General features: G+C 69.5%; 21 protein-coding genes. 20 read left to right on the top strand and 1 reads right to left on the bottom strand.

Features of this window, described 5'->3' with window-relative positions; translation table 11 throughout:
- Positions 1-41: 41 nt before the first annotated feature.
- The 10 genes from fabD to ASE10_RS15895 all read left to right on the top strand — a co-directional run bounded on the left by fabD (position 42) and on the right by ASE10_RS15895 (position 9,094).
- Complete coding sequence (gene fabD / locus ASE10_RS15940; protein WP_055909701.1) at positions 42-989, top strand: ACP S-malonyltransferase; 948 nt, start codon at positions 42-44, stop codon at positions 987-989.
- Between the two features lie 95 nt (positions 990-1,084).
- Positions 1,085-1,831 carry a 3-oxoacyl-ACP reductase FabG gene (fabG, locus tag ASE10_RS15935; protein ID WP_055909703.1) on the top strand — a complete coding sequence of 249 codons (747 nt, stop codon included), beginning with the start codon at positions 1,085-1,087 and terminating at the stop codon, positions 1,829-1,831.
- Positions 1,832-1,948: 117 nt separating this feature from the next.
- A complete protein-coding gene (acpP, locus tag ASE10_RS15930) occupies positions 1,949-2,188 on the top strand; it encodes an acyl carrier protein (RefSeq protein WP_031373652.1) in 240 nt (79 codons plus the stop codon).
- Between the two features lie 162 nt (positions 2,189-2,350).
- Positions 2,351-3,589: a beta-ketoacyl-ACP synthase II gene (gene fabF / locus ASE10_RS15925; protein WP_055909706.1), complete on the top strand. Its 1,239-nt coding sequence runs from the start codon at positions 2,351-2,353 to the stop codon at positions 3,587-3,589.
- 200 nt (positions 3,590-3,789) lie between these two features.
- Positions 3,790-5,160 carry an aminodeoxychorismate synthase component I gene (locus ASE10_RS15920; RefSeq protein ID WP_055909709.1) on the top strand — a complete coding sequence of 457 codons (1,371 nt, stop codon included), beginning with the start codon at positions 3,790-3,792 and terminating at the stop codon, positions 5,158-5,160.
- The gene (pabC, locus tag ASE10_RS15915; protein WP_055909712.1) at positions 5,157-5,999 is read left to right on the top strand and encodes an aminodeoxychorismate lyase; all 843 of its coding nucleotides are present in this window, start codon (positions 5,157-5,159) and stop codon (positions 5,997-5,999) included. Before ASE10_RS15920 ends, pabC begins: the two co-directional genes overlap by 4 nt.
- Positions 5,996-7,126, top strand: coding sequence for an endolytic transglycosylase MltG (gene mltG, locus ASE10_RS15910; RefSeq protein ID WP_055909714.1), 1,131 nt, complete (start codon positions 5,996-5,998; stop codon positions 7,124-7,126). Before pabC ends, mltG begins: the two co-directional genes overlap by 4 nt.
- A complete protein-coding gene (gene tmk / locus ASE10_RS15905; protein ID WP_055909717.1) occupies positions 7,123-7,761 on the top strand; it encodes a dTMP kinase in 639 nt (212 codons plus the stop codon). Before mltG ends, tmk begins: the two co-directional genes overlap by 4 nt.
- Positions 7,758-8,732, top strand: a complete 975-nt coding sequence (locus ASE10_RS15900; protein ID WP_055909719.1) for a DNA polymerase III subunit delta' — start codon at positions 7,758-7,760, stop codon at positions 8,730-8,732. The genes tmk and ASE10_RS15900 overlap by 4 nt, the downstream gene beginning before the upstream one ends.
- A complete protein-coding gene (locus ASE10_RS15895; RefSeq protein WP_055909722.1) occupies positions 8,729-9,094 on the top strand; it encodes a PilZ domain-containing protein in 366 nt (121 codons plus the stop codon). The genes ASE10_RS15900 and ASE10_RS15895 overlap by 4 nt, the downstream gene beginning before the upstream one ends.
- A gap of 245 nt (positions 9,095-9,339) precedes the next feature.
- Here ASE10_RS15895 and ASE10_RS15890 read toward each other — a convergent pair whose 3' ends face one another.
- Positions 9,340-11,391 carry a 3-hydroxyacyl-CoA dehydrogenase NAD-binding domain-containing protein gene (locus tag ASE10_RS15890; RefSeq protein WP_055909725.1) on the bottom strand — a complete coding sequence of 684 codons (2,052 nt, stop codon included), beginning with the start codon at positions 11,389-11,391 and terminating at the stop codon, positions 9,340-9,342.
- 236 nt (positions 11,392-11,627) lie between these two features.
- Between ASE10_RS15890 and rpoE the strand changes: the two genes are divergently transcribed.
- The 10 genes from rpoE to recO all read left to right on the top strand — a co-directional run bounded on the left by rpoE (position 11,628) and on the right by recO (position 21,829).
- Complete coding sequence (gene rpoE, locus ASE10_RS15885; RefSeq protein WP_055909728.1) at positions 11,628-12,230, top strand: RNA polymerase sigma factor RpoE; 603 nt, start codon at positions 11,628-11,630, stop codon at positions 12,228-12,230.
- A gap of 1 nt (position 12,231) precedes the next feature.
- Positions 12,232-13,110: a sigma-E factor negative regulatory protein gene (locus tag ASE10_RS15880; RefSeq protein WP_055909732.1), complete on the top strand. Its 879-nt coding sequence runs from the start codon at positions 12,232-12,234 to the stop codon at positions 13,108-13,110.
- Positions 13,111-13,233: 123 nt separating this feature from the next.
- Complete coding sequence (locus ASE10_RS15875; protein ID WP_055909735.1) at positions 13,234-14,742, top strand: DegQ family serine endoprotease; 1,509 nt, start codon at positions 13,234-13,236, stop codon at positions 14,740-14,742.
- Between the two features lie 109 nt (positions 14,743-14,851).
- A complete protein-coding gene (gene lepA / locus ASE10_RS15870) occupies positions 14,852-16,645 on the top strand; it encodes a translation elongation factor 4 (protein WP_055909738.1) in 1,794 nt (597 codons plus the stop codon).
- A 108-nt stretch (positions 16,646-16,753) separates the two neighbouring features.
- Positions 16,754-17,539 carry a signal peptidase I gene (gene lepB / locus ASE10_RS15865; protein ID WP_055909742.1) on the top strand — a complete coding sequence of 262 codons (786 nt, stop codon included), beginning with the start codon at positions 16,754-16,756 and terminating at the stop codon, positions 17,537-17,539.
- A 65-nt stretch (positions 17,540-17,604) separates the two neighbouring features.
- Positions 17,605-17,988 (top strand): DUF4845 domain-containing protein, encoded by a 384-nt coding sequence (locus tag ASE10_RS15860; protein ID WP_055909745.1) that lies wholly within the window; start codon positions 17,605-17,607, stop codon positions 17,986-17,988.
- Positions 17,975-18,643, top strand: coding sequence for a ribonuclease III (gene rnc / locus ASE10_RS15855; protein ID WP_235565915.1), 669 nt, complete (start codon positions 17,975-17,977; stop codon positions 18,641-18,643). The genes ASE10_RS15860 and rnc overlap by 14 nt, the downstream gene beginning before the upstream one ends.
- 176 nt (positions 18,644-18,819) lie before the next feature.
- A complete protein-coding gene (gene era / locus ASE10_RS15850; protein ID WP_055909749.1) occupies positions 18,820-19,716 on the top strand; it encodes a GTPase Era in 897 nt (298 codons plus the stop codon).
- Positions 19,717-19,729: 13 nt separating this feature from the next.
- Entirely contained in the window at positions 19,730-20,860 is a 1,131-nt protein-coding gene (locus tag ASE10_RS15845) for a hypothetical protein (protein ID WP_056305709.1), read from the top strand.
- 84 nt (positions 20,861-20,944) lie between these two features.
- Positions 20,945-21,829, top strand: a complete 885-nt coding sequence (recO, locus tag ASE10_RS15840; RefSeq protein WP_082559925.1) for a DNA repair protein RecO — start codon at positions 20,945-20,947, stop codon at positions 21,827-21,829.
- The last annotated feature ends 117 nt before the right edge of the window (positions 21,830-21,946 follow it).

Here is a 21,946-nt window from a genome sequence, read left to right as displayed (position 1 = left end):
GGTCCTTACTCGGACTGGACCGGCGTTCGCGCCACGACTCGATGAGCCACGACTCCCTCGCCTTCGTGTTTCCCGGACAGGGCTCGCAATCGCTGGGCATGCTCGCCGAGCTGTCCGAACTGCATCCGCTGATCCGCGAGACCTTCGCCGAGGCCAGCGACGGCGCGGCCACCGATCTGTGGGCGCTGAGCCAGGCCGGCCCGGAAGAAATGCTCAACCGCACCGAATACACCCAGCCGGCGCTGCTGGCCGCGGGCGTGGCGGTGTGGCGCCTGTGGCAGGCGCAGGGCGGTGCGCAGCCGGCGCTGCTGGCCGGTCACAGCCTGGGCGAGTACACCGCGCTGGTCGCGGCCGGCGCCCTGTCGCTGAAGGACGCCGCGCACCTGGTGCGTCTGCGCGGCCAGTTCATGCAGGACGCGGCGCCCGCGGGCACCGGTGCCATGGCCGCGGTGCTCGGCGCCGAGGACGCGCTGGTGCAGGAGGTCTGCGCCGCCGTGTCCGGCAAGGACGTGGTGGTGCCGGCCAATTACAACTCGCCCGGCCAGATCGTGATCGGCGGCCACGCCGCCGCGGTCGATGCCGCGCTGGTCCAGCTCGCCGAACGCGGCGTGCGCAAGGCGGTCAAGCTGGCCGTCAGCGTGCCCTCGCATACGCCGCTGATGCGCGACGCCGCCAACCGCCTCGGCGAAGCGATGGCCGGCCTGAGCTGGCACGCGCCGAAGCTGCCGGTGGTGCAGAACGTCGACGCCCAGGCGCATGCCGGCCTCGACGCGATCCGCGACGCGCTGGTGCGCCAGCTGTACCTGCCGGTGCAGTGGACCGGCTGCGTGCAGGCGCTGGCCGCGCGCGGCATCACCCGCATCGCCGAATGCGGCCCGGGCAAGGTCCTGGCCGGCCTGGTCAAGCGCATCGACAAGTCGCTGGACGCGCGCCCGCTGGGCACGGTCGGCGATTTCGAGGCCGCCCTGGCGGACTGGCCGCAGGCCTGACCCTTATCCTCGTTGGGCCGGCTGCGCGATACGCCCGTTTCGGGCGATGATCGCGCCGACGCCGCACCGAACCGAACCGTAGAAACGGAGCACACATGAGCACTGGACCCCTCGCGGGCGAAATCGCCCTGGTCACCGGCGCCAGCCGCGGCATCGGCGCCGCCATCGCCGACGAACTGGCCGCGCAGGGCGCGACCGTGATCGGCACCGCGACCAGCGATGCCGGCGCCGCCGCGATCGGCGAGCGCCTGGCCGCGCAGGGCGGCCACGGCCGCAAGCTCGACGTCGCCGACGCCGCCTCGATCGAAGCGGCGCTCGACGCGATCGCCAAGGACATCGGCGCCATCTCGATCCTGGTCAACAACGCCGGCATCACCCGCGACAACCTGCTGATGCGGATGAAGGACGAGGACTGGCAGGCGATCCTGGACACCAACCTGACCAGCGTGTTCCGCACCAGCAAGGCGGTGATGCGCTCGATGATGAAGGCGCGCAAGGGCCGCATCGTCAATATCGCCTCGGTGATCGGCGTGACCGGCAACGCCGGCCAGGCCAACTACGCAGCGGCCAAGGCCGGCATCATCGCCTTCAGCAAGTCGATGGCGCGCGAGATCGGCAGCCGCGGCATCACCGTCAATGTGGTCGCGCCCGGCTTCATCGACACCGACATGACCCGCTCGCTGCCCGAGGACGCGAAAAACGCGATGCTCGGCCAGATCGCATTGGGCCGTTTCGGCGAACCGGCCGACATCGCCCGCGCGGTGGCGTTCCTGGCCGGCCCCTCGGCGGCCTACATCACCGGCGAGACCCTGCACGTCAACGGCGGCATGTACATGCCATGAGCCGTCGTTGCGACGCGTAAACGATTGAACCAAAAGGGGTTTCGCGCATGCTCGCGAACGCCCTCGATTCCATTAGACTATTCCATCGAAAACCCCTCACGGGAGGAGCACAAACTCATGAGCAGCATCGAAGAACGCGTCAAGAAGATCGTGGTCGAACAGCTTGGCGTTAAGGAAGAAGAAGTCACCAACAACGCTTCGTTCGTCGACGACCTCGGCGCGGATTCGCTCGACACCGTCGAGCTGGTGATGGCCCTCGAAGAAGAGTTCGAGTGCGAGATCCCGGACGAAGAGGCCGAGAAGATCACCTCGGTGCAGCAGGCGATCGATTACGTCAAGGCTCACGTCAAGTCGTAATCGGACGAAGGCGGCGCGGCGGCCGGTACCAGCGGACCGTCGGCGTTGCCGGCAAAACCATACCGGGGCCGCATTGCGGCCCCGCGTTTTTAGGGCCGGTGGATACGCCGGCGTAGCGTCGAAAACCGCGTCAACAGTCGCATCAACAGTACGGAGTGCTCCATGTCCAACCGTCGCGTAGTGATTACCGGCCTCGGCATCGTTTCCCCGCTCGGCAACGACCTGGCCAGCAACTGGGACGGGATCGTCAACGGCCGCTCCGGCATCGGTCCGATCACCTGGTTCGACGCGTCGAACTTCACCACCCGCATCGCCGGCGAAGTCCGCGACTTCGACATCGGCAAGTGGGTCGGCCCGAAAGACGCCAAGAAGATGGACGAGTTCATCCACTACGGCGTCGCCGCCTCGATGATGGCGATGGAAGACGCGGGCCTGGTCGTGGACGAGTCCAACGCCGAGCGCATCGGCGCGCTGATCGGCTCGGGCATCGGCGGCCTGCTCGGCATCGAAGAGCAGACCATCAAGTACTACGAGGGCGGCCCGCGCAAGATCTCGCCGTTCTACGTGCCCAGCACCATCATCAACATGCTGCCCGGCCAGGTCTCGCTGCTGACCGGCATCAAGGGCCCCAATTTCTCCGCCGTCTCGGCCTGCGCCACCTCCAACCATTCCATCGGCATGGCGATGCGCATGATCCAGTACGGCGACGCCGACGTGATGATCGCCGGCGGCGCCGAGCGCGGCGCCTCGCAGACCTCGGTCGGCGGTTTCTGCTCGATGAAGGCGATGTCGACGCGCAACGACGATCCTACCCGCGCCTCGCGGCCCTGGGACAAGGACCGCGACGGCTTCGTGCTCGGCGACGGTGCCGGCATCCTCGTGCTCGAGGAATACGAACGCGCCAAGGCGCGCGGCGCGCGCATCTATTGCGAACTGGCCGGCTTCGGCGCGACCTCGGACGCCTTCCATATGACCGCGCCCAGCGAGAACGGCGAAGGCCCGGCGCGCTGCATGACCGCGGCGCTCAAGGACGCCAGGATCAACCCCGAGGACGTGGCCTACCTCAACGCCCACGGCACCTCGACGCCGCTGGGCGACGTCGCCGAAACCCTGGCGATCAAGCGCGCGCTCGGCGACTACGCCTACAAGACCATGGTCAGCTCGACCAAGTCGATGACCGGCCATCTGCTGGGCGCGGCCGGCGGCGCCGAGGCGATCTACTCGGTGCTGGCGCTGCACCACGGCATCATCCCGCCGACCATCAACCTGGATCAGCCGGGCGAAGGCTGCGACCTGGACTACGTGCCCAACGTGGCGCGCGAGAAGAAGATCGACGTCGCCGTCTCCAACGGCTTCGGCTTCGGCGGCACCAACGGCACCCTGGTGTTCAAGCGGATCTGACCCGCACCGCGCAGGGCAGGGCGGACCGGTCGCGATGCGGCCGGTCCGATCGTCGTACGCGGGCCGAATCCCTCTGTGGGAGCGACCTAAGCCGCCATCGGTTTCCGGCCGGCAAGGCATCGCGGCCCGCGTCGATTCCTTCCGCGCGCGATTCGACCCCCAGCCCGCACCGCGTCCGGCGGGTATAAGGTTTCACCATCATGCTGCTGACCCGCGCGCTGCCCGTCCCCTTCGATCTGCTGTCGCTGCAGCGGCTGGCGCCCGAGCGCTATCCGATGCTGCTGGAGTCCAGCGCCGACGGCACCGCGCAGGGACGTTGGGATTTGCTGCTGGCCGGCAATGGCGAATCGCTGCGCCTGGACGGCGACGGCCGCGTGCGCGATCACCACGGCGAAGAACGCGGCCGCGACTTCCTCGGCGAACTGGACGCGCAGTGGCGCGACCAGCGCGTCGCCCGCGACGAGCCGCGCTGGCCTTTCCGCGGCGGCTGGGCGCTGTTGTTCGGCTACGAACTCGCGGCCCAGATCGAACCGGTGCTGCGCCTGCCGCCGGCGCCCGGCGGCCTGCCGGTCGCTCTGGCCCTGCGCTGCCCCGCCGCGGTGCTGCGCGACCGCGCCAGCGGCGACTGCATCGCCCTGGCCGAGACCGGCCACGCGGACCTGCTCGATGCGATCGTCGAGGATGTCGCACGCGCCGCCGCGCTGGCGCCGCTGCCGCAGTGGCAGCCGCCGCGGACGGTCGAGGAAGACGAGCCGCAGCGCTACACCGACGGGGTCGCGCGCGTGCTCGACTACCTGGTCGCTGGCGACGTGTTCCAGGTCAACCTTTCGCGCGGCTGGCGCGCGCGTTTCGATGCGCCGCTGGCACCGGCGGCCTTGTTCCAGCGCCTGCGCCAGCACAACCCGGCGCCGTTCGCCGGCCTGTTCGCCGGCCGCGGCTGGGCCGTGGTCAGCGCCTCGCCCGAACGCCTGGTGTCGGTGCGCGGCGACGTGGTCGAAACCCGGCCGATCGCCGGCACCCGCCCGCGCGTGGCCGGCGACGACGATCTCGCGCGCATCCGCGAGCTGGTCGGGCATCCCAAGGAACGCGCCGAGCACGTGATGCTGATCGATCTGGAGCGCAACGACCTCGGCCGGGTCTGCACGCCGGGCAGCGTCGAGGTCGACGAACTGATGACGGTGGAGAGCTACGCCCACGTCCATCACATCGTCAGCAACGTGCGCGGCCGCTTGCGCACCGATGCCAGCCCGGGCGAGATCATCCGCGCGGTGTTCCCCGGCGGCACCATCACCGGCTGCCCCAAGGTGCGCTGCATGCAGATCATCGCCGAGCTCGAAGGCGGCGGCCGCGGTGTCTACACCGGCGCGATGGGCTGGCTCAATCGCGACGGCGACCTCGATCTCAACATCCTGATCCGCAGCGCCGAACTCGAAAGTACGGAGTTGGAAGGCGCCGAACTGCGCTTCCGCACCGGCGCCGGCATCGTCGCTGACTCCGATCCGCAGCGTGAGCTCGACGAAACCCGGGCCAAGGCGCGCGGCATGCTGCGCGCGCTGGGCGTGGCCGGATGAGCGTGCGCGTCTACGTCGGCGAGCAGGCGGTCGACGCCCTGCCGGCGCTGGACCGCGGCTACGCCTACGGCGACGGCCTGTTCGAAACCCTGCGCGCGCACCGCGGCGCCTTGCCCTGGTGGGATGCGCATTGGCAGCGCCTGAACCGGGGCGCCGCCCGCCTCCATTTGGCCCTGCCGCGCGCCGAACAGGTGCGCGCGGAAGCCGAACGCCTGCTCGACGGCGGCGACGCGGTGCTCAAATTGATCGTGAGCCGCGGTGCCGGCGGCCGCGGCTATGCGCCGCCCGCGGATGCGACGCCGACCTGGCTGCTGTCCACGCACCCGCTGCCGGCGCCGCCGCCCGTCGCCGGTCTGCGCCTGCGTTGGTGCGATACCCGCCTGGCGGCGCCGTCGGCGCTGGCCGGGCTCAAGCACTGCAACCGCCTGGAACAGGTGCTGGCGCGTGCCGAGTGGGACGAGGCCGGCATCGACGAGGGGCTGATGCGCGACGGCGACGGCCATGTGGTCTGCGCGACCGCGGCCAACCTGTTCGTGCTGCGCGATGGGCGCTGGTGGACGCCGAAGGTGGACCGCTGCGGCGTCGCCGGGGTCTGCCGGGAGCGATTGCTGAATCTGCTGGCCGAGGAGGCCGTGGAAACCGCGACCCTGTCGCAAGACGCGCTGGAAAGCGCGGACGCGGTTTTCCTGTGCAATGCCGTGCGCGGTATCCTGCCGGTCGCCCGGCTCGGCGCGCGCGTCTGGCCCTCGCATCCTGCGGTGGCCGCGCTGCAGCGTCGCCTGGCCCGGACCCATCCCGCATTCGAATCTGCAGCCCTGCCGGGCTCGGAGGTGTCGTGAGTCGCAAAACCAAACGCCGTGTCGGCGGTTTCTTCCTGCTGCTGGTGCTCGCGGCCGCGGTCGCCGGCGGCTGGCTGTGGCAGCGCTACACGCAGTTCGCCGACGCTCCGCTGTCCGGGCTGCAGGCCGGGCAGAGTCTGATCGTGGAGCGCGGCGATTCGCTGCCGGTGGTGCTGCGCAAGTTGCGCGAAGCCGGCGTGCGTGGCGGCGATGCTCTGGAATGGCGCGCGCTGGCCAAGCAGCTCGGCGCCGCCGGCCGCCTGCAGGTCGGCGAGTACGCGCTGGAACCCGGCACCTCGCCGCGCGAGCTGCTGTCGGCGATGCGCGACGGGCGCGTGGTCAGCCACCGCTTCACCGTGATCGAAGGCTGGAACCTGCGCGACCTGCGCGCCGCGTTGGCGCGCACCGAAGGCCTGAAGCAGGAAGCCGCCAAGCTCGACGATGCCGCGCTGATGAAGGCGCTGGGCCGGCCGGGCCAGCATCCGGAAGGCCGCTTCCTGCCCGAGACCTACCTCTACACCGGCGGCGACAGCGACCTGGACGTGCTCAAGCGCGCCTGCGACGCGATGGACAAGGCGCTCAACGCGGCTTGGGAAGGCCGCGACAAGAACAGCGTGCTCAAGAGCCGCGAGGAAATGCTGATCCTGGCCTCGATCGTCGAGAAGGAAACCGGCATCGCCTCCGAGCGTCCGCAGATCGCCGGCCTGTTCGAGCGCCGCCTCAAGCTGGGCATGAAGCTGGAAACCGACCCGACCGTGATCTACGGCCTGGGCGCGGGCTACGACGGCAACATCCGCAAGCGCGATCTGCAGACCGACACGCCCTACAACACCTACACCCGCACCGGCTTGCCGCCGACGCCGATCGCGATGCCCGGCGCGGGCGCGCTCAAGGCCGTGGCCAATCCGGCGCCCGGCGATGCGCTGTTCTTCGTCGCGTCCGGCGACGGCAGCGGCAGCAGCCTGTTCGCGGCCACCTACGCCCAGCACCAGGCCAACGTGCGCACCTACCTGCAGCGCTACCGCGCGCAGCAAAGCCGCGGCCAGCCCGAAGAGGGCAAGGCGGTGCTGGAGGAGGCGCAGGAAACCGCGACACCGCAGGCGCCGGCCGAGAGCACGAGCCGATGAGCCTGCAGGTCCAGCCGCGCCTGATCACCCTGGAAGGCGGCGAGGGCGCCGGCAAGTCCACGGTGCTGGCGGCGCTGCGCGATGCCTTGCAGGCCAGCGGCGCCGAAGTGGTGTGCACGCGCGAACCCGGCGGCACGCCCCTGGCCGAACAGATCCGCGGCTTGCTGCTCGACACCCACCACGAACCGGCGACGCCCGAAGCCGAGCTGCTGCTGGTGTTCGCCGGCCGCGCCCAGCACGTCAGCGAAACCCTGCTGCCGGCGCTGCGCCGCGGCGCCTGGGTGATCAGCGACCGTTTCACCGACGCCAGCTACGCCTACCAGGGCGAGGGCCGCGGTCTGGACCCGCTGTTCATCGCCGAACTGGAACGGCGCGTGGTCGGAATCGAGCCCGCGCTGACCCTGTTGCTGGACGTGCCGGTCGCGATCGGTCTGCAGCGCGTGCGCGGACGCGGCGCCGCCGACCGCATCGAAGCCGAGCGCGAGGATTTCTTCGAACGCGTGCGCAGCGGTTATCGCGCGCGCGCGCAGTCGCAGCCGCATCGCTTCCATGTCATCGATGCGAGCCAGCCCGCGGATGTCGTCGCCGCGCAGGCGGTGGCGCGCCTGCGGCAGCTGATCGAGGCGCAGTCGTGAGCGCGCCGGCGTTCGCGCCCTGGCAGCGCCGCGTCTACGAGCAGGCCACCGCCGCGCTCGATGCCGGCCGTCTCGGCCACGGCCTGCTGTTCTGCGGCCCGCCGCAGTTGGGCAAGCGCGCGGTCGCCGAGCGCCTCGCGCGGCGTCTGCTGTGCCGCGATCGCGGCGCCGACGGCGAGCCTTGCGGGCACTGCCGCGGCTGCCTGCTGTACGCGGCGGGCACCCATCCGGATTTCCAGACCGTGTCCTTCATCCCGAACAAGGAAGGCACGCGGCTGCGCACCGAGATCGTGATCGAGCAGATCCGCAACCTGTCCGAGCGCCTGGCGTTGACGCCGCAGTACGGCGGCGCCCAGGTGGCGATCCTGGACCCGGCCGATGCGATCAACCACGCGGCCGGCAATGCGCTGCTGAAGACGCTGGAAGAACCGGTGCCGGGCCGCTACCTGTGGCTGATCAGCGCGCATCCGCTGCGCCTGAGCGCGACCATCCGCAGCCGTTGCCAGCGCCTGGAATTCCGCCTGCCGCCGCAGGATGAGGCGCTGGCCTGGCTCAAGGCGGCCGGCCACGCCGAAACCGCGGCGCGCGAGGCGCTGGAGGCCGCGCGCGGCCATCCCGGGCTCGCCCACGAATGGCTGCAGGGCGACGGTCTGAAGCTGCGCCGCGACGTCGCCGGCGATCTGGCCAAGCTCGCGCGCGGCGACGCTTCGCCGTCGGAAATCGCCCAACGCTGGGTCGGCGACGAACACGCTGCGCTGCGTCTGCGCCACGCCGCCGATCTCGCCCTGGCCGAGGCTTCCGGCTTGACCGACCCGGTGCGAACGCGCAGTCTGGCGACTTGGTTCGATCGCGCCAATCGCACCCGCGATCTGTTGCGGACGACGGTGCGCGCGGACCTTGCAGTGGTCGAATTGTTGATGGCTTGGCGCGCCGGCGATGGCGCGCGAGCCGCCGGAGGACATCGGGGATGAGCGGAGCGGCAGGCGCGGGTGCAGCCAGGCAGGGCATTCTGTCCTTGGCGATCAAGGACAAGGCGGCGCTGTATGGCGCCTACATGCCGTTCCTGAAATACGGCGGCATCTTCGTGGCCACGCCCAAGCGGTATTTCCTCGGCGACGAGGTGTTCCTGCTGTTGACCCTGCCCGAATCCACCGAGCGCCTGCCGGTCGCCGGCAAGGTGGTCTGGGTCACCCCGACCGGCGCCCAGGGCAATCGCCCGGCCGGCATCGGCGTGCAGTTCGCCGAAACCGCCGAGGGCGATGCGGTGAAGGGCAAGATCGAGGCGCTGCTGGCCGGCTCGCTGACCGCGGATCGCGCCACGCATACGATGTAAGCCGCCGCATCGCGGCCCGCTTTGGGTGCTTCCCCAAGTCCGGTCCGAACCCGCGACGGCGCAATCGTTACCGCAACCTACGGCGCCGCTGCCTTCTGTGGGAGCGGCGTAAGCCGCGATGCTTCTGAGTCGGGAAGCACCCGACGCGCGTCGATCGCAGGCTGCGCTAAGCCGAAGGCGAACCGCACCATCGCGAGCGCGCGAAGCGCCGCGACGGTGCGGTCATCACCGCGCTCCACGGCGTCTCAGGGACGCAGCGCCGGCGAATCCCAACCCGGTCGCGGCGCGAAACGGTCGCCGTAGCGCGCGTGCAGGGTCTTCAGGCGTTCCAGCAGCGCATCGGCGCCGGTTTCGCGCACGTACTGGATCGGGCCGCCGCGGAACGGGGCGAAGCCGGTGCCGAAGATCACGCCGGCATCGAGCAGGTCGGCGTCGCTCACCACGCCGTCGTGCAGGCAGGCCACCGCTTCGTTGACCAGCGGCAGGATCAGGCGATCTTCCAGGTCCGACGGGGTCTGGTAGTCCTTGGGCAGTTCCGGCTTCCGGGCGCGGCCGTTTTCCCACTTGTACAGGCCCTGGCCGTCCTTCTTGCCGCGCTTGTTCGGCTCCACGCCGCTCAGCGCCGCCGGCACGCTCAGGCCCAGGAACGGCGCCAGCTCCGCGCCCACGCCCGCGGCCACGTCCAGGCCGACGGTGTCGATCAGTTCGATCGGGCCCATCGGCATGCCGAACTTCACCGCGACCTTGTCGATCGCCGGGCCCGGAATGCCTTCGGCGAACGCGGTCGCCGCTTCCAGCATGTACGGGAACAGCACCCGGTTGACCAGGAACCCCGGCGTGCCCGCGACCGGCACGGGGAGCTTGTCGATGGCCTTGCAGAACGCGGCCAGGCGCTGCTCGGTCTCCGCCGCCATGGCGTCGTGGCGGATGATCTCGACCAGCGGCATCAGCGCCACCGGATTGAAATAGTGCAGGCCGCCGAACTGGGCCGGACGGCGGATGTGATCGCGCAGCTCGACCAGCGGAATCGACGAGGTGTTGGTGGTCAGCAGCGCGTCGGGCTTCATCTTCGGCTCGACCTGGTCGTAGAGCTCGCGCTTGGCTTCGGGCTTCTCGATGATCGCCTCGATCACCAGGTCGGCCTGGGCCGCGCCGTCGCCGGCGAGGTCGCCCTTCAAGCGCGCGGCCACCGCCGGACGCTTGCTCTCGTCCTTGACGCGCTTGGCGAACAGTTCCTGGGCGCGGGTCAGGGCGCCGTCGATGAAACGCTGCTCGCGGTCGCTGAGGGTGACTTCGAAGCCCTTGTAAGCCGACCAGGCCGCGATGTCGCCGCCCATCACGCCGGCGCCGACCACGTGCACGCGTTGGATTCCGTGATCCTTGCCGCCCTGGCCCTTGAGCCGCTCCTGCAGGAAGAACACCCGGATCAGGTTGCGCGCGGTCGGAGTCGAGGCCAGCTTGACCACCGACTTGCGCTCGGCCGCCAGGCGCGCCTGCACGCCGCCGCCGCTGCGCGCCCAGGTGTTGATCAGCGCATACGGAGCCGGGTAGTGCTCTTTGCGTGCCTTGCGCGCGACCTGCTTGGTCAGCATGCCGGGCAGGATCTTGCGCGCCAGCCAGCTGTTGGTGAGCCAGCCCATGAAGCGCTGCTTGAACGGGCGCTGGGTGCCCTTGAGCGCCAGCGCGACCGCGGCGTCGATCAGCAGCGGCGCTTCGACCACCTTGTCGACCAGGCCGATCGCGCGCGCGTTCGAGGCCGACAGGGCGCGTCCGGTCAGCATCATGTCGAACGCCGCCGGCGCGCCGACCAGCGGCGGCAGGCGCACGCTGCCGCCCCAGCCGGGGTAGATGCCCAGCTTCACTTCCGGCAGGCCGATGCGGGTGGAGGGATCGCCGCTGGCGACGCGGTAGCGGCAGGCCAGCGCGATCTCGGTGCCGCCGCCCATGCAGAAGCCGTGGATCGCGGCGACCGTGGGGCAGGGCAGTTCGGCCAGGCGCTGGAACACCTGCTGGCCGCGCCGGATCGCGTCGCCGACCGTGCCCTTCTCGTCGAAGGTCTGGAATTCCTTGATGTCGGCGCCGGCGATGAAGCCCGAGGCCTTGGCCGAACGCAGCACCACGCCCTTGGGCGGATCCAGCGCCAGCCGCTCCAGCAACGCGTCGAGCTCGATCAGGACGTCCTGTCCGAAGGTATTGACCGACGAGCCGGCGCGGTCGAACGACAGCAGCAGGACGCCGTCCTCCCGCAGCTGGGTCTGCCAATGTTGGAAGCGAAGTCCGTCGAGGCCAGCCATCATGACTGCACCATCCGTTCAGGTATGGATATCCCGCTATCATCACGAGGATGTTTCGTCGCCGTCAAATCGGCGCGACCCAGGTCCCGGTTTTGACGGCGTCGCCCGCGTCGCGGCGTGACCCTTGGGAGTTGCGCCGGCGCAGGCCCGGCCCCATTTATGATCGTGATTGAACTTTCTCCCGACAGGGTTGTCCCATTGTTCGGCCACGGCCGAGCTGACAGGAGTGCCGGCGCGGCATGGCCGAGAATGAGTTGGACCAAGAGCTGGTCAGGCGTGTCCAGCGTGGCGATAGCACGGCGTTCGATGCCCTGGTGCGCAAGTACCAGCACCGGATCACCGCGCTGATCGGGCGCTACATACCCGACTGGAGCGAATGCCAGGACGTCGCCCAGGAAACCTTCCTTCGCGCTTACCGCGCGTTGCCGAATTTCCGGGGCGATGCGCAGTTCTATACGTGGTTGCATCGGATCGCCGTGAACACCGCCAAGAATTACCTCGTCGCCCAGAACCGCCGACCGCCGACCGACGACATCGACGCCGGCGATGCCGAACAGTTCGAGACCGGCATCCGTCTGCGCGACAGCGACACCCCGGAACACGAGTTGCTGCGCCAGGAAATCGAACGCACGGTGATGCGCGCGGTCGAATCCCTGCCGGAGGAACTGCGGGCCGCGATCACCCTGCGCGAGGTGGACGGCCTGAGCTACGAGGAAATCGCGCAGAAGATGGGCTGCCCGATCGGCACCGTGCGTTCGCGGATCTTCCGCGCCCGCGAGGCCATCGACGTCGAGTTGCGGCCCCTGCTGGACAACCAAGACACCCGCGAGCGCGCCCACTGATATGACGTCGATTCCTTCCATTGACGAGCACGACCCCAACGGCCGCGAGGCCCTGAGCGCGCTGTTCGACGGCGAGCTCGATGCCGACGCCGCCCGTTTCGCCCTCAAGCGCCTCAGCCACGACGCCCAATGGCGCCGCGCCTGCGGCAGCTGGCAGCTGTGCGGCGACGCCCTGCGCGGCCAGGCCGCCGGCATCGCCGCGCCGGATTTCGCCGACCGTGTCGCCGCGGCGATCGCCGCCGAAGCCGCTACCGCCCAGGCCGCGGCACCGGTGAGCGCGCCCGGCAACCGCCGCGGCTGGATCGGCGGCGCCCTGGCCGCTTCGGTCGCAGTGGCGGCGCTGTTCGTCGCGCGTCCGTTCTCCAACGACGCCGCGCCCGATGCCGCAGCGCCGCAGACCCAGGTCGCCAGCGCGGACCAGGCACCGGCCACGCCGCAGGCTCCGGGTCGACAAGCGCCCGATCAGCAGGCCGCCGGCCTCGCCGCCGCCGTCGCGGTGGCCGAAGTGCCGCGCCGCATCGCCGACCGCCGCAATTCGCGCGGCCAGAGCCAGCGCGCCGCCCTGCGCGCGCCGCGCCGCCAGACCCAGGCTGTCGCCGCGGCCGCCACGCCGGCGACCGAGGTCGCCAGCGCCAATGCCGGCAGCGCCACGGCCAACCCGTTCCGTCCCCAGCACAGCGAAACCGCAAGCCGGCCGTGGCCGCGCGCGGTGCTGCCGAACTACCCGGCGACCGGCGGCTTCACCGCCAGCTACGGCAGCAGCAGCGCCAGCGCGCGCTCGTTCTACCCGTTCGAGCCCGCCACGACCGAAGCCGCGACCGCGCCACCGGCGCCGACGACTCCGTCGCCCGATGCCGAAGGCCGGATGCCGCAGCCCTAAGCGGCGCGTGCGACGCCGGACGACGCAGTACGTGACGATCCGGCGTCCCGCCCCCTGTTTCTCCGATCACGCGCGGCCCGGCGGCCGCGCGGCCAACCCACTGCAACCCCCGAGGCCGAATCCATGACTCGTCCGCTTCGCTCTATCGCCCTGGCCAGCGCCCTGGCCGCCGTGCTGCCGGTCGCCTGCACCGCGCAGACGCCGTCCACCCCGATCGCGCCACCGCCGGTTGCGACTCCGGCCGCGCCGCTGGTCAGCGGCCTGCCCGATTTCACCGCCCTGGTGCAGCGAGTCGGCCCGGCCGTGGTCAACGTGCGCGCCGAGATCGCGCCGCGTCGCGCCAGCCGTACCCAGATGCCCAACGAAGACGAGATCCCGGAAATCTTCCGGCGCTTCTTCGGCCCCGACATGCCCGGCGGTCCGCAGGCTCCGCGCGGTCCGCGCGGCGGCGGCAATTCGCTGGGCACCGGCTTCCTGATCTCGCAGGACGGCTACGTGCTGACCAACCACCATGTCGTCGACGGCGCCGACACGGTCAAGATCACCTTGTCCGACCGGCGCGAGTTCACCGCCAAGGTGATCGGCAGCGACGAACAGTCCGACGTCGCCCTGCTCAAGATCGACGCCAAGAGCCTGCCGTTCCTGCGCCTGGCCAACGCCAGCCTGACCAAGCCCGGGCAGTGGGTGATCGCGATCGGTTCGCCGTTCGGCCTCGACCATTCGGTCACCGCCGGCATCGTCAGCGCGGTCGGGCGCAGCAATCCCTACGCCGATCAGCAGTACGTGCCCTTCATCCAGACCGACGTCGCGATCAACCAGGGCAATTCCGGCGGCCCGCTGCTCAACACCAGCGGCGAGGTGGTCGGCATCAATTCGCAGATCTTCTCGAATTCCGGCGGCTACATGGGCGTGAGCTTCGCGATCCCGATCGACGTGGCGATGAATTCGGCCGAACAGCTGCGCGCGACCGGCAAGGTCCAGCGCGGCCTGCTCGGGGTCGGTGTGCAGACCATCACCGCGGAGAGCGCCAAGGGCCTGGGCCTGACCGATACCCGCGGCGCCCTGGTCAACAGCGTCCAGGCCGGCGGCGCCGCCGAAAAGGCCGGGCTCCAGCTCGGCGACGTGATCCTGGCGGTCAACGACCGGCCGGTGAACATGTCCAGCGACCTGCCGCCGCTGATCGGCGCGCTGGCGCCGGGGGCCAAGGTCAAGCTGGAGATCAACCGCGGTGGCAAGACCCTCACCGAAACGGTGGTGCTGGGCGCGCTCGACGCCCAGGTCGCCGGCGCCCCGGGCCCGGCCGCCAACGACGACGAAGACGCCCCCGCGGGCGCCCCCGGCAGCAACCCGCTGGGCCTGGTGGGCCAGGACCTGACCCCGGCCGTGCGCCAGCGCCTGGGCCTGAAGGCCGGCGAGGGCGTGCTGGTGCAGGCGCCGGGCGACGTGGCCGGCGAGGCCGGTCTGCGTCCGCGCGACGTGGTGCTCTCGGTCGGCCGCAACTCGGTCGGCAGCGCCTCGGCCTTGAACCGCGAACTGGCCAAGGTGCGCCCCGGCGACACCGTGATGCTGCTGGTGCGGCGCGGCGCCGCGACCCAGTTCATCGCGGTCACGGCCGAGGCCAAGGCCGGTTGAGGCCGACCCACGCGCCCGCCCTCGTGGCGGGCGCGGGACGTGGGCGCTGCGGGGTATGCGATAATCTCCCGTTAACTCTCTGGAACCGGTGAGCCTCGCGCCGTCCCGCATGCAGCAGATCAGAAACTTCTCCATCATCGCTCACGTCGACCACGGCAAATCGACCCTGGCCGACCGCATCATCCAGCTCTGCGGAGGCCTGGAGGCGCGCGAGATGGAAGCGCAGGTGCTCGATTCGAATCCGATCGAGCGCGAGCGCGGCATCACCATCAAGGCGCAGTCCGTGTCCCTGCCGTACAAGGCGAAGGACGGCCTGGTTTACCAGCTCAACTTCATCGACACCCCCGGCCACGTCGACTTCAGCTACGAAGTCAGCCGCTCGCTGGCCGCCTGCGAAGGCGCGCTGCTGGTGGTCGACGCCGCCCAGGGCGTGGAAGCGCAGTCGGTCGCCAACTGCTACACCGCGGTCGAGCAGGGCCTGGAAGTGGTGCCGGTGCTCAACAAGATCGACCTGCCCACCGCCGACATCGCGCGCGCCAAGGCCGAGATCGAAGCGGTGATCGGCATCGACGCCGAGGACGCGGTCGCGATCAGCGCCAAGACCGGCCTCAACGTGCAGGACGTGCTGGAAGCGATCGTGCATCGCATTCCGCCGCCGAAGCCGCGCGACACCGACAAGCTGCAGGCGCTGATCATCGACTCCTGGTTCGACAACTACCTGGGCGTGGTCTCGCTGGTGCGGGTCATGCAAGGCGAGATCGTGCCGGGCAGCAAGATCCTGGTGATGTCGACCGGCCGCACCCACCTGGTCGACAAGGTCGGCGTGTTCACCCCCAAGCGCAAGGAGCTGCCCAAGCTGGGCGCCGGCGAAGTGGGCTGGATCAACGCCAGCATCAAGGACGTCCACGGCGCGCCGGTCGGCGACACCCTGACCCTGGCCTCGGATCCGGCATCCAAGCCGCTGCCGGGCTTCCAGGAAATGCAGCCGCGCGTGTTCGCCGGCCTGTTCCCGGTCGATGCCGAGGACTACCCGGACCTGCGCGAAGCGCTGGAAAAACTGCGCCTCAACGACGCCGCGCTGCGCTTCGAGCCGGAAAGCTCCGAGGCCATGGGCTTCGGCTTCCGCTGCGGCTTCCTGGGCATGCTGCACATGGAGATCGTGCAGGAGCGCCTGGAGCGCGAGTACGATCTCAACCTGATCAGCACCGCGCCGACGGTGATCTACGAAGTGCTCAAGACCGACGGCACCACGATGCCGCTGGACAACCCGGCCAAGCTGCCCCAGGTCAACCTGATCGACGAGATCCGCGAGCCGATCATCCGCGCCAACATCCTCACGCCGCCGGACTACGTCGGCAACGTGATCACCTTGTGCGAGGAAAAGCGCGGCAGCCAGATCGGCATCACCTACATGGGCAACCAGGTCCAGATCAGCTACGAGCTGCCGATGGCCGAGGTGGTGCTGGACTTCTTCGACCGCCTGAAGTCGGTCTCGCGCGGCTACGCCTCGCTGGACTACCAATTCCTGCGCTTCCAGGCCGGTCCGTTCGTGCGCGTGGACACGCTGATCAACGGCGACAAGGTCGACGCGCTCAGCATCATCACCCACCGTGCCCATGCCGATCGCCGCGGCCGCGAAATCTCCGAGAAGATGCGCGAGCTGATCCCGCGGCAGATGTTCGACGTCGCCATCCAGGCCGCGGTCGGTTCGCAGATCATCGCTCGCAGCACGGTCAAGGCGATGCGCAAGAACGTGCTGGCCAAGTGCTACGGCGGCGACATCAGCCGCAAGAAGAAGCTCCTCGAGAAGCAGAAAGAGGGCAAGAAACGGATGAAGCAGGTCGGACGCGTGGAGATCCCGCAGGAAGCGTTCCTGGCGGTGCTGCAGGTGGACAACAAGTGAGGCGGGGTCGGGGATCGGCTGGTGCGGCGGGCGGCCTGAGGCCGCTGCGCGTCGCGCGCGACGTATTCCCGATTCCGAACGCCGGATCACGGCTTTCTAGGAGCTCGCATGCGCTGGTTTGAAATTATTCTGGTCTCGCTGACGTTGTTCTCGGGCGCCGTCTGGCTGCTCGACAAGCTGTTCCTGGCCAAGCGCCGCGCCGCCCGCGAAGGGCTGCTCGACGACGGCAAAGAGCCAGTGGTGGTCGATTACTCCAAGGCCTTCTTCCCGGTGCTGCTGGTGGTGCTGGTGCTGCGCAGCTTCATCGCCGAGCCGTTCCGCATACCGTCCAATTCGATGATGCCGACCCTGCTGACCGGCGACTTCATCCTGGTCAACAAGTTCACCTACGGCCTGCGCCTGCCGATCTCGAACAAGAAGATCTTCGCGGTGGGCGAGCCCCAGCGCGGCGACGTGGTGGTGTTCAAGCCGCCGCACCACCCGGACCAGGACTGGATCAAGCGCGTGGTCGGCCTGCCGGGCGACCGGGTCAGCTACCACGACAATCAGGTCACGGTGAACGGCCAGGTGCTCAAGTACACCCCGGTCGGCACCTACGAGGGCCACGGTAACGGCACCGAAATGACGGGTGCGCAGGAACTCACCGAGAATCTGCTGGGTCGCGAGCATCGCGTCCTGGAACGGACCAATTTGCCGTTGCTCGATCAAGGAGAGGGCGATTGGGTGGTTCCGCCCGGTCACTATTTTGTGATGGGCGACAATCGTGATAATAGCGAGGACGGTCGATACTGGGGCTATCTTCCGGAGCAGAACCTCAGGGGCAAGGCGTTCCTGATCTGGATGAACGTCGATGGGGGCGTGGATTTTTCGCGTATCGGCAACAGCATTCCGTGACGGCGATGGCCGTGGCGGCACGGTGACACTCAACAAAATCGCGTCTAACGACGGGGGATGATCGGATGAAGCGTAATCAGAGCGGTATGACCCTGATCGGGTTTATCGTCGTGCTGGCGGTGGTCGGTGTGTTCATCTACATGGGCATGAAGCTGATCCCGATGTATACCGAGTACTACGGCGTGAAGCGCGCCCTGACCGGACTGTCGGCCGAGCCCGGCATCGCCGACCAGGACCCGGTCAAGATCAAGAAGCTGTTCTTCCGTCGCCTGTACGTGAGCTACGCCGACAACGTCAAGGACGAGCACGTGAAGATCCAGCGCAAGGATTCGGGTTACGAAATCCTCGTGAACTACGAAGTGCGCCGTCCGCTGATCGCCAACCTCGACGTGGTCGGCCATTTCGAAGCCCAGGAAGTTCTCCGCCGTGGTAGCGGTGGTGCCGACTGACCGCATCGAACACCGGTTCGCGAATCCGGGCCTGCTCGATCAGGCCCTGACTCATCGCAGCGCCGGTGCGCCGCATAACGAGCGGCTGGAGTTCCTGGGCGACTCGCTGGTCAACCTGATCGTCGCCGAAGCCCTGTACGCGCGTTGGCCGCAGGCCGACGAGGGCGCGCTGACCCGCGCCCGCGCCGAACTGGTCCGCGAATCCGCCCTGGCGCCGATCGCCCGCACCCTGGAACTGGGGGCTCGCCTGACCCTGGGGCCGGGCGAGATGAAATCCGGCGGTCACCGCCGCGATTCGATCCTGGCCGACGCGCTGGAAGCGGTGGTCGCGGCGATCTACCTCGACGCCGGCTTCGAAGCCTGCCGCGCCCGCGTGCTGCCCTGGTTCGAGGCCGCGATGGCCGCGCTGCCGCCGCCGCATAAGGTCGGCAAGGACGCCAAGACCCGGCTGCAGGAATGGCTGCAGGGCCGGCAGAAGCCCTTGCCGGTGTACGCGCTGCTGTCCGAGTCCGGCGAGGACCACGCCAAGAGCTTCCGGGTCAGCTGCGCCGTGGCCCAGCCGCCGCTGCAGACCGAGGGCGAGGCCGGCTCGCGCCGCGCCGCCGAGCAGCTCGCGGCCGAGGACATGCTGCGTCAGCTCAAGGCCGATCCCTGAGGCGCTGAAGACGGCATTGGGCCGGCACGTCGATGTCCGCGCAGGGGTAGGCAGCTTCCATCGCAGCCCCCGTATCGATCGCCGGCCGCTCAGGCCGAAGCATCTCGGAGCCCTGTCCGGGCACCTCCGCCGATATCGGGTTTGCCCTTCGGCCCGCGCACGCGGACAATCCGCGCATGAACGCATCCCCCTATCGCGCCGGTCACGTTGCCGTGATCGGCCGCCCCAACGTGGGCAAATCCACCCTGGTCAACGCCCTGGTCGGCGCCAAGATCAGCATCGTCTCGCCGCGTCCGCAGACCACCCGGCACCAGCTCCTCGGCATCGCCACCTTCCCCGAAGGCCAGCTGCTGCTGGTCGACACCCCCGGCATCCACCGCGAGCAGAAGCGTGCGATGAACCGGATGATGAACCGTGCCGCGCGTGGTGCGATCGAAGGCGTCGACGTGGCGCTGCTGGTGGTGCGCGCCGGGCAATGGGACGACGAGGACTCGCTGGCTTTCGACGCGCTGCGCAAGGCCGGCATGCCGGTGGTGCTGGTGGTCAACCAGGTCGACCGGCTCAAGGACAAGACTGCGCTGCTGCCGTACCTGGCCAAGGTCAGCGACGGCCGCGAGTTCGCCGGCGTGCATCCGATTTCCGCGCTCAAGCGCAATGGTCTGGAAGCGCTGGTCAAGACCGTGCTGGGCTACCTGCCCGAGCAGGAAGCGCTGTACGGCGAGGACGAAATCACCGACAAGAGCCAGCGCTTCCTCGCCGGCGAGATGGTGCGCGAACAGTTGATGCGCCAGCTCGGCGAAGAGCTGCCGTACGCGACCACGGTCGAGGTCGAGAAATTCGAAGTCGACGGCACCATGCTGCGGATCGGCGCGGTGATCTGGGTCGAGCGCGACGGCCAGAAGGCGATCGTGATCGGCAAGGGCGGCGAACGCCTGCGCGAGATCGGTTCCAAGTCGCGGATCCAGATGGAACGTCTGTTCGGTGCCAAGGTGTTCCTGGAGACCTGGGTGCGCGTACGCGAAGGTTGGTCGGACGACGAAGCCGCGCTGCGCTCGCTGGGTTACCACGACTGAGCGCGCCGTAATCGTGGCGTACGCTCGTTTCCGCGCGGCGCTGCTGCTGATCGCGCTGCCATGCGCGGCGCCGGCCTGGGCCAACATGGGCAAGCCGTGGCAGGAAGGGCCGCTGGTCGCCGAGCCGCAGGGCTTCGAGGCGGTACGCATCGTCCATGAAGATCTGCGTATCGATCTGGGTGGTCTGTCGGCCGACTCGGTGTCGGCGCGGGTCCAGGTCGACTACCGGCTCGACAACACCGGCAAGGCGGTGCGGCTGCAGCCGGTGTTCGCGACCGGCGCCAGCGGCACCCAGCGATTCGAGGCCCGGCTCGATGGGCGGGTGATCGCAGTGCGGCCGCTGAAGCAGGCTGCGCTGCCCAAGAGCTGGCAGCCTCCCGCGACCACGCCTGCGCTGTCGGGCGAGCAGCCACTGTTCTACGAGGTCTCCGAACCTGCGAGCCTGGCGCTGGATTTCGTGTTGCCGCCAGGCCGACACGACTTCAGGGTGAGCTACGACGCCGAGGCGATGCTGAGCAAGAGCCACGGTCCGACCTTGCTGTACCAGTTCGCCTACGTGCTCGCGCCGGTGCGCAGCTGGGCCGGCTTCGGCGGGCTGGACGTGCAGCTCACCGTGCCCGAGGGCTGGCGGGTCGCGACCGCGCCGGCGCTGGCGATAGACCCGCAGGACAACGATCCCTATCGCGATGAATACCGCGGTCGCTACGCGGCATTGCCCGCCGACGCCATCGCGATCACCACCCAGGCCGCGCCGGGTGCCGGCTACCACATGCTGAGATGGGCGACCTTGCTGTGCCTGGGCCTGACGGTGCTCGGCGGCTGGCTGTGGTGCGGGCTGGCCGGCGATGCGATCGCGCGCCGTGCGCGTCGGACCGCTGCCGCGGGACGCTGGCGTCGCGTATGGCCGTACGCGCTGGCGGCCGGCCTGGCCTGGGGCCTCGCGGTGACGCATGCGGGGCTGGCGGCGGTGTACGCGCCGGACGGTCTGCTGCCGGACGGGCAGGGCTACCGCTTCGGCTATGGTCAATCCTTGGCGGCCATCGCCGTGGTGGCGCTGGCTGCCTTGCTGAGCCTGACCGGCTTGGTTGCGGTGGGCATGCTCGCGCGCCGAAGGCTGCGTCAGGCCGACGCCGATGTCGCCTGAGCGCGTGCGCGGTTCGATCCCGGCGACGTTGCGAACCTGCGGCCGGCAGGCGTCAGGCTTCGCGCGTCTGCGCTAATGTGTGGCATGCGTTATCTCGCCGAGCCCGCCTTCGTCCTGCACACGCGCCCCTGGCGCGAGACCAGCCTGCTGGTCGAGGTGCTGAGCCGCAACCACGGCCGCATCGGCCTGGTCGCGCGCGGCGTGCAGGGGCCGAAGAAGCAGTTGCTGCGCGCGGCGCTGCAGCCGCTGCAGTGGATCCGGTTCGACGCGGTGCAGATGGGCGAAATGGCGCGGCTGACCGCGGCCGAAGCGCTAGACGCCGCGCCGCGGCTGTCCGGCGACGGCATGCTCGCCGGCTTCTATCTCAACGAACTGACCCTGCGTCTGGCGCCGCGCAACGATCCGCTGCCCGATCTGTTCGCGGCCTACGAGCAGGCGCGCGCCCGGCTGGGCAGCGACGCCTCGCCGGGCTGGACCCTGCGCCGCTTCGAGCGCGACCTGCTCGACGCGCTCGGATTCGGTTTCGACTGGCATCACGACGGCGACGGCGCCGCGATCGATCCGGCCGCGCGTTACCGCCTCGACCCCGAACACGGCCCACGCCGCTTGCTCAGCGACCGCGGCCATGCCGATCGCAGCGGCGCGGCCACCGGTCAGGCCTTGCTGGCACTGGCGGACGATCGTCTGCCGAGCACGGACGACCTGGCCGGATTGCGCCGCGCGATGCGCGGCGTGCTCGCGCATCACCTGGGGCCGCGCGGCTTGAAGTCCTGGGAGCTGCTCGCCGAGTTGGCGCGGGTTGCGCCACGCGCGAAGCCGGGGGCGAGCGCGACTGCGACCGACGAGACTACGACTGGTGAGGTCATGCCTGGCGAGGCCATGCCCGACGACGTAGTGCTTGATGAAGTCATGCCTGATGAAGTCATGCCCGATGATCGAGAACCGGACACCGATTCGCGCGACGGATGATCGTCGGCCACCCGCGAATTTCGCGGCGGCGATCAGGCGGCTATCGGTGGTATCGCACTAGCGCCGCGAGCGCGAGAACGCGATCGCGGCTCACGCCGCTCCCACAGAAAGCTGAGG

It is taken from the genome of Lysobacter sp. Root76, assembly GCF_001428685.1.
Taxonomy (GTDB): domain Bacteria; phylum Pseudomonadota; class Gammaproteobacteria; order Xanthomonadales; family Xanthomonadaceae; genus Lysobacter.
This window is presented reverse-complemented; position numbering and strand designations above follow the sequence as displayed.

Bases quoted from the DNA above. Each gene is read 5' to 3' on its own strand.
- fabD (WP_055909701.1), top strand. From the start codon at position 42: ATGAGCCACGACTCCCTCGCCTTCGTGTTTCCCGGACAGGGCTCGCAA.
- fabG (WP_055909703.1), top strand. From the start codon at position 1,085: ATGAGCACTGGACCCCTCGCGGGCGAAATCGCCCTGGTCACCGGCGCC.
- acpP (WP_031373652.1), top strand. From the start codon at position 1,949: ATGAGCAGCATCGAAGAACGCGTCAAGAAGATCGTGGTCGAACAGCTT.
- fabF (WP_055909706.1), top strand. From the start codon at position 2,351: ATGTCCAACCGTCGCGTAGTGATTACCGGCCTCGGCATCGTTTCCCCG.
- ASE10_RS15920 (WP_055909709.1), top strand. From the start codon at position 3,790: ATGCTGCTGACCCGCGCGCTGCCCGTCCCCTTCGATCTGCTGTCGCTG.
- pabC (WP_055909712.1), top strand. From the start codon at position 5,157: ATGAGCGTGCGCGTCTACGTCGGCGAGCAGGCGGTCGACGCCCTGCCG.
- tmk (WP_055909717.1), top strand. From the start codon at position 7,123: ATGAGCCTGCAGGTCCAGCCGCGCCTGATCACCCTGGAAGGCGGCGAG.
- ASE10_RS15895 (WP_055909722.1), top strand. From the start codon at position 8,729: ATGAGCGGAGCGGCAGGCGCGGGTGCAGCCAGGCAGGGCATTCTGTCC.
- ASE10_RS15890 (WP_055909725.1), bottom strand. From the start codon at position 11,391: ATGATGGCTGGCCTCGACGGACTTCGCTTCCAACATTGGCAGACCCAG.
- rpoE (WP_055909728.1), top strand. From the start codon at position 11,628: ATGGCCGAGAATGAGTTGGACCAAGAGCTGGTCAGGCGTGTCCAGCGT.
- ASE10_RS15880 (WP_055909732.1), top strand. From the start codon at position 12,232: ATGACGTCGATTCCTTCCATTGACGAGCACGACCCCAACGGCCGCGAG.
- ASE10_RS15875 (WP_055909735.1), top strand. From the start codon at position 13,234: ATGACTCGTCCGCTTCGCTCTATCGCCCTGGCCAGCGCCCTGGCCGCC.
- lepA (WP_055909738.1), top strand. From the start codon at position 14,852: ATGCAGCAGATCAGAAACTTCTCCATCATCGCTCACGTCGACCACGGC.
- lepB (WP_055909742.1), top strand. From the start codon at position 16,754: ATGCGCTGGTTTGAAATTATTCTGGTCTCGCTGACGTTGTTCTCGGGC.
- ASE10_RS15860 (WP_055909745.1), top strand. From the start codon at position 17,605: ATGAAGCGTAATCAGAGCGGTATGACCCTGATCGGGTTTATCGTCGTG.
- era (WP_055909749.1), top strand. From the start codon at position 18,820: ATGAACGCATCCCCCTATCGCGCCGGTCACGTTGCCGTGATCGGCCGC.
- recO (WP_082559925.1), top strand. From the start codon at position 20,945: ATGCGTTATCTCGCCGAGCCCGCCTTCGTCCTGCACACGCGCCCCTGG.